This is a genomic window from Streptomyces sp. NPDC002513, from assembly GCF_053595355.1.
The window spans coordinates 36575-42875 of record NZ_JBSFXK010000065.1; the positions used below are offsets into that span (position 1 = coordinate 36575).

Sequence of the window (6301 nt, forward strand, 5' to 3'; positions counted from 1 at the left end):
ATTTCTTGGGGGCTGCGCCCACCGGCGTGGCGGACCGCGCCCACAGGCGTACGCGAGAGCCGACACTGGCCACACTGCAAGGGGAGACAACGCGCTCATGAGCGATGTGCTGGAGCTGGAGGACGTATCCGTGGTCCGCGAGGGCCGGGCTCTCGTGGACCAGGTCTCCTGGTCGGTCAAGGAGGGGGAGCGCTGGGTCATCCTCGGCCCCAACGGCGCGGGGAAGACCACCCTTCTGAACGTCGCCTCCAGCTACCTCTACCCGACCAAGGGCACCACCACCATCCTCGGCGAAACCCTCGGCAGGCCCGGCACCGACGTCTTCGAGCTGCGCCCGCGCATCGGCGTGGCCGGCATCGCCATGACCGAGAAGCTCCCCAAGCGCCAGACCGTTCTGCAGACCGTGCTGACCGCCGCGTACGGCATGACGGCCGGCTGGCAGGAGGAGTACGAGGACGTCGACGAGCAGCGCGCCCGCGCCTTCCTCGACCGCCTGGGCATGAGCGAGTACCTGGACCGGAAGTTCGGCACCCTCTCCGAGGGCGAGCGTAAGCGCACCCTCATCGCCCGCGCCCTGATGTCCGACCCCGAACTGCTCCTCCTCGACGAGCCCGCCGCCGGCCTCGACCTCGGCGGCCGCGAAGACCTCGTACGCCGTCTCGGCCGCCTCGCCCAGGACCCGATCGCCCCCTCCATGATCATGGTCACCCACCATGTCGAGGAGATCGCCCCCGGCTTCACCCACGTCCTGATGATCCGGCAGGGCAAGGTGCTCGCCGCCGGCCCGCTGGAGCTGGAGCTGACCTCGCGCAACCTCTCCCACTGCTTCGGCCTCCCGCTCGTGGTGGAACAGGTCGGCGAGCGCTGGACCGCTCACGGTCTGCCCCTGTCCTGACCTCGAAGGCCCCCGGCCGAAGCTCGTCCGACCACCACGGCGCCCTGTCCGCGACCGGACCCTCGGCCCTACCATGACCATGTGAACATCGACGCGTGGGTGTGGTGGCTGATCGGCGCGGCGGGGCTCGGCATCGGGCTCGTGATCACCGCGATGCCGGAACTCGGGATGCTCGCCGTGGGCGCCGTCGCGGCCGCCGCGGTCGGTGCCCTGGGCGGCGACGCCGTCTTCCAGGTCGTGGTCTTCGCCGTCGTCTCCGTCGCACTCATCGCCGTCGTCCGGCCCATTGCCGCGCGGCACCGTGCCCAGCGGCCCCGACTCGCCACCGGCATCGATGCGTTGAAGGGCCGGCAGGCCCTCGTCCTGGAGCGTGTCGACGGCAACGGCGGCCGGATCAAGCTCGCCGGAGAGATCTGGTCGGCGCGTTCCCTCAACGGCGAACTCACCTATGAGGTGGGCCAGGAAGTGGACGTCGTGGACATCGAAGGAGCCACGGCGATCGTGATGTGACCTCGCAGGACGTAACTCGACCGAACAGACCACGCGGAACGCGACGGTCTGTCAGACTCGACCAGCAAGATCTTCAACAACCATAAGATCTTCCACAGGCGCCGAGGCGGAGAAGGGTACGGGGAGCACGATGGCGATCATCATCGTCCTGATCATTCTGGTGGTGTTGGTTTTCATCGCCCTGATCAAGACCATCCAGGTCATCCCACAGGCGAGCGCCGCCATCGTCGAGCGCTTCGGCCGCTACACACGCACCCTGAACGCGGGCCTGAACATCGTGGTCCCGTTCATAGACTCGATCCGCAACCGCATCGACCTGCGCGAACAGGTGGTGCCGTTCCCGCCGCAGCCGGTGATCACCCAGGACAACCTGGTGGTCAACATCGACACGGTCATCTACTACCAGGTGACCGACGCCCGGGCCGCGACCTACGAGGTCGCCAGCTACATCCAGGCCATCGAGCAGCTCACCGTCACCACACTCCGCAACATCATCGGGGGCATGGACCTGGAGCGCACCCTGACCTCCCGCGAGGAGATCAACGCGGCCCTGCGCGGCGTCCTCGACGAGGCCACCGGCAAGTGGGGCATCCGCGTCAACCGCGTCGAGCTGAAGGCGATCGAGCCCCCGACCTCCATCCAGGACTCGATGGAGAAGCAGATGCGCGCCGACCGTGACAAGCGCGCCGCGATCCTCACCGCCGAAGGTACGCGACAGGCCGCCATCCTCACCGCCGAAGGCGAGAAGCAGTCCCAGATCCTGCGCGCCGAGGGTGAGGCCAAGGCCGCCGCCCTGCGCGCCGAGGGCGAGGCCCAGGCCGTCCGTACGGTCTTCGAGGCCATCCACGCCGGCGACCCGGACCAGAAGCTCCTCTCCTACCAGTACCTCCAGATGCTCCCGAAGATCGCCGAAGGCGACGCCAACAAGCTCTGGATCGTCCCCAGCGAGATCGGCGACGCCCTGAAGGGACTCTCCGGCGCCATGGGCAACTTCAGCTCCCTGGGCGGCGGTTCGGGCAGCGGCGGCTCTTCCGGGGCGTCCGGCAACGGCGGTTCGGGCACCGAGGCCGAGCGCCGCGAGCGGCCGTCCATCGACTGACAGGACAGCGGTCCTACGACACTGGGGCCCGCCTCCTTCGGGAGCCGGGCCCCAGTGTCGTAGGACCGCCCGCCCGCCGCGCGCGCTCTAGGCCGCGGGCTGCCCCAGCCACTCCGGCAGCGCCTCGAAATCGTCCTGCCCGAGCGCCAGCAGCATCGCGTCCGCGGGCGTCGGCTCGAACGGCTGCCGCAGCAGCGGCATCCCCGCCTGCTCCGGGGTGCGATTCGCCTTGTGGTGGTTGTCCTCGGCGCAGGAGGCCACCGTGTTCAGCCAGGTGTCGCCGCCACCCTGCGACCGCGGCACCACATGGTCCACGGTCGTCGCCCGCCGCCCGCAGTACGCGCACCTGTGCCGGTCCCGCACCAGGACACCCCGCCTCGACCACGGAGCTTGTCTTCGGAAGGGCACCCGTACGTATCGGCAGAGCCTGATGACGCGGGGCGCGGGTATGTCCACATCGGCGCCCCGCATACGGAGTTCGGGGTGGGTCTGCTCGACGACGGCCTTGTCCTGCAGCACCAGAACGACGGCTCGGTTCAGCGTCACCGTCGACAGCGGCTCGAAGCTCGCGTTCAGTACGAGCGTGTCACGCATCCAGCCCACCTCCCGTGTGCACCGGCCCACCCCGCGGCGGGCTTGGATCAACTCTGAACGGGCGCGCCGAGATGGACAACGCAATAAAAAATGCCCGCCTCCGATCACTTCCAAGTCCGGAGGCGGGCAAACGTTCAATGAACGTCAGTCTTCGGCGGGTGTGTCAGCCCTTGGCCGGGTTCTCGTACTCACCGATGAGCTGGGCGCGCGCCAGCGTGTGGAATCGCAGATTGAAACCGACCACCGCGGGAGAGGTGTCCGAGTCCGGCCCCAGCTTCTCCTGGTCGACGGCGTACACCGTGAAGACGTACCGGTGCGGCCCGTCCCCGGGCGGCGGCGCGGCACCGCCGAAGTCCTTCGTCCCGTAGTCGTTGCGCGCCTGGACCGCGCCCGCGGGCAGCCCCTCGAACTTCCCGCTGCCCGCGCCCGTCGGCAGCTCGGTGACCGACACCGGGATGTCGAACAGGACCCAGTGCCAGAACCCGCTCCCGGTCGGGGCGTCCGGGTCGTAGCAGGTCACGGCGAAGCTCTTGGTCTCCGGCGGGAAGCCCTCCCAGCGCAGCTGCGGCGAAACGTTCCCCGCCGCGTAGACCTGAGCGTCGTCGAGCGTGGCCCCCGGCTCGATGTCCTCACTCGTCACCGTGAACGACGGCACGGGCGGATGGAAATCATGGGGCAGGGGCCGCCTCTTCAGCTCGGTCACCTCGGCACCTCCAAGAAAATCAGTGGATCAACTGGTTCCAGTGCAGAGCCTAGAACCAACTGCGCTTGCTGCCGACTTCAGACAGCCACTGGTGGAGGTAGCCGGCCCAGTCCGTGCCGTGGTAGTCGTGCAGACCGGCCGTGAAGGCACGATAGGAGTCGCTGCCCTCGCTGAACAGGCCCGGCTTCTTGTCCATCTCCAGGACGACGTCCATCTCCCGCTCGTCCGCGACGAAGCTCAGCTCGACCTGGTGCAGGCCGCGGTACTGCGACGGCGGGTAGAACTCGATCTCCTGGTAGAACGGCAGCCTCTGCCGTGTACCCCGGATGACGCCGCGTTCCATGTCCGCGTTCTTGAAGCGGAAGCCCAGCTGGATGAACGCGTCCAGGATCGCCTTCTGCGCCGGCAGCGGATGCACGTTGATCGGGTCCAGATCCCCGGAGTCCACGGCACGCGCGATCTCCAGCTCCGTGGTCACCCCGATGTGCATCCCGCGCAGCGGCTGCCCGTCGATCACGGTGACCGGCGTCTCCCAGGGGATCTCCAGTCCGAACGGCACGGCGTGCACGGCGCCCGCCTGGAGCTCGAAGGCACCGCCGAGCCGCACCTTGGTGAACTCGATGTCCTGCTTGTGCTCCGTGTCGTCGTGTCCCTCGACCTCGACCTTGGCCTGCAGCCCCACGTTCAGACCCTCGATCGACTGGTTCACGGACCCGCCCTGGATCCGCACCTCGCCCTGGACCACGCCACCCGGTACGACGTTGACCTCGGTCAGCACCGTCTCGACGGACGCCCCGCCGGCCCCCAGGCTCGCGAGCAGCCGCTTGAACCCCATGAATCTTCCCTCCCGGACGACGTCCGATCCGCCGCCCCGCCTTGTGCACGCGTACGTGGATCCTTGATCCCTACCAACGCGATCCGGCCCCGGGCCGGTTCCGTGGCCGCACCTTCCAAGGGCGGGGAGCCTTGACCACCCTTGGGGTCGCACCCCTCTGGACTACGCTCGTACGCCGTGATCGCGACCCCCGACCGTACGCCCCTCCCCAGGGACTTCTTCGACCGCCCCGTCCTCCAGGCCGCCCCCGACCTGCTGGGACGCATCCTCGTCCGCACCACCCCGGACGGTCCGCCCGGCCATGTGTACGTCTACTTCACCTACGGCATGTCAAGGCGATCAGCATGAACGCTGCCCTCCTCGCTCACCCTGCTGAAGAAGTCGCCCCCAAGCTGCTCGGAGCCATCCTCACCCACGAGACACCCGAGGGAACCGTGAGCATCACCATCACGGAGACCGAGGCGTACTCGGGTACGGCCGACCCCGCCTCCCACGCCTACCGAGGCAGGACACCCCGAAACGCCGTCATGTTCGGACCCGCAGGACACCTGTACGTCTACCGGTCTCACGGTCTCCACTGGTGCGCCAACATCGTCACCGGGGCGGACGGCATCGCTTCAGCCGTCCTCATCCGGGCAGGCAGGGTCATCGAAGGGGAAGACCTGGCACGCACGCGACGAGGGGGCAAGGCCGAGAGTCCACGTCTCGCGCGGGGGCCGGGGAACTTCTGCCAGGCACTCGGCATCACGGCAGAGCACAACGGCACAGACCTACTGACAGGCGCCTCGGTCACGCTGTCCGAGGGTGAGCCAGTACCCGCCGCACTCATCCGGGTCGGTCCTCGGGTGGGCGTGAGCAGAGCCCACGACTGGCAACACCGCTTCTACCTCGCCGGTGATCCAACGGTCTCGGCGTACCGACTGAGCCCGAGAGCCGAACCGTCCGCCGGAGCCTGAGCCGCTGTGCGCCTCGCCGGTGAGTCGGCGCGGAGTGGGGTCCGAAGACATGGCGACGGCCCTGGGCGTGGACCGCGCGCTCGACGGCACGGACGCGTGCGCGGCCGGCGAGCCCCCGTTGCGGGGGCTGACGGGTACGCCGGTGCCCTCTGACCAGGTACGCAACGGCCCGTGCACCGGAGGCGCCGGGGGCAGAGGGGTCCCCCTGGTGCTTCTGGATCGCCAACGACCCGACGGTGAGCCCGTATCGGGCGTGCACGCCCCGTCGGCGCCGAAGTTGACGCGCCCTTGGGAGATGCGTAATGTAGCCTGAGCCGCTTGAGCCGGGTACGGCGTTCAGCCAGCATCCGGAGGCGGCCAACCCACTACTCATGTCATCCCTCGCAGAGGGGGAATTCGGCGTGCCTGCATGCCCGAATTCGAACTCGTGGAACTCGATTATGAGTCACGACGGGAATCGGCTAACGTAGTGAATGTCGAAAGGCCAGGGCCGAAAGCTCGGAGCCCAAGACGAATCCCGCCGACCGGGAATCGGATCCGGAAAGATCTGATAGAGTCGGGAAAGCCGGAAAGGGAAACGCGAGAGCGGGAACCTGGAAAGCGCCGAGGAAATTGGATCGGAAAAAGATCTGATAGAGTCGGGAACACCGAAGGGAAGCGCCCGGAGGAAAGCCTGAGAGAGTCTCTCGGGTGAGTACGAAGGAAGCGT

7 protein-coding genes and 2 pseudogenes are annotated in these 6301 nt (G+C 68.1%); 6 read left to right on the forward strand and 3 right to left on the reverse strand.

Translation table 11 applies throughout. From position 1 onward, the window contains the following. The first annotated feature begins 97 nt into the window (after positions 1–97). The 3 genes from ACWD5Q_RS29945 (at position 98) to ACWD5Q_RS29955 (ending at position 2504) form a co-directional block, all read left to right on the forward strand. Entirely contained in the window at positions 98–895 is a 798-nt protein-coding gene (locus ACWD5Q_RS29945) for an ABC transporter ATP-binding protein (protein WP_451430195.1), read from the forward strand. Between the two features lie 81 nt (positions 896–976). Further along, positions 977–1405 carry an NfeD family protein gene (locus ACWD5Q_RS29950; protein ID WP_451430196.1) on the forward strand — a complete coding sequence of 143 codons (429 nt, stop codon included), beginning with the start codon at positions 977–979 and terminating at the stop codon, positions 1403–1405. Positions 1406–1535: 130 nt separating this feature from the next. Beyond that, positions 1536–2504 carry an SPFH domain-containing protein gene (locus ACWD5Q_RS29955; protein WP_451430197.1) on the forward strand — a complete coding sequence of 323 codons (969 nt, stop codon included), beginning with the start codon at positions 1536–1538 and terminating at the stop codon, positions 2502–2504. Positions 2505–2591: 87 nt separating this feature from the next. Here the strand turns inward: ACWD5Q_RS29955 and ACWD5Q_RS29960 are convergent, their stop codons facing one another. The 3 genes from ACWD5Q_RS29960 to ACWD5Q_RS29970 all read right to left on the reverse strand — a co-directional run bounded on the left by ACWD5Q_RS29960 (position 2592) and on the right by ACWD5Q_RS29970 (position 4636). Next, positions 2592–3098: an HNH endonuclease gene (locus tag ACWD5Q_RS29960; protein ID WP_451430198.1), complete on the reverse strand. Its 507-nt coding sequence runs from the start codon at positions 3096–3098 to the stop codon at positions 2592–2594. A 163-nt stretch (positions 3099–3261) separates the two neighbouring features. Continuing rightward, positions 3262–3801 (reverse strand): YbhB/YbcL family Raf kinase inhibitor-like protein, encoded by a 540-nt coding sequence (locus tag ACWD5Q_RS29965; RefSeq protein ID WP_451430199.1) that lies wholly within the window; start codon positions 3799–3801, stop codon positions 3262–3264. A gap of 49 nt (positions 3802–3850) precedes the next feature. After that, positions 3851–4636 carry a sporulation protein gene (locus ACWD5Q_RS29970; protein ID WP_451430200.1) on the reverse strand — a complete coding sequence of 262 codons (786 nt, stop codon included), beginning with the start codon at positions 4634–4636 and terminating at the stop codon, positions 3851–3853. Between the two features lie 177 nt (positions 4637–4813). Between ACWD5Q_RS29970 and ACWD5Q_RS29975 the strand changes: the two are divergent. The 3 genes and pseudogenes from ACWD5Q_RS29975 to ACWD5Q_RS29985 all read left to right on the forward strand — a co-directional run. Then, positions 4814–4930, forward strand: a pseudogene (locus ACWD5Q_RS29975) (DNA-3-methyladenine glycosylase); the annotation flags it as partial. 50 nt (positions 4931–4980) lie between these two features. Beyond that, a complete protein-coding gene (locus ACWD5Q_RS29980) occupies positions 4981–5592 on the forward strand; it encodes a DNA-3-methyladenine glycosylase (RefSeq protein WP_451430201.1) in 612 nt (203 codons plus the stop codon). A gap of 37 nt (positions 5593–5629) precedes the next feature. Then, positions 5630–5873: pseudogene (locus ACWD5Q_RS29985) on the forward strand (DNA-3-methyladenine glycosylase); the annotation flags it as partial. Positions 5874–6301: the final 428 nt, after the last annotated feature.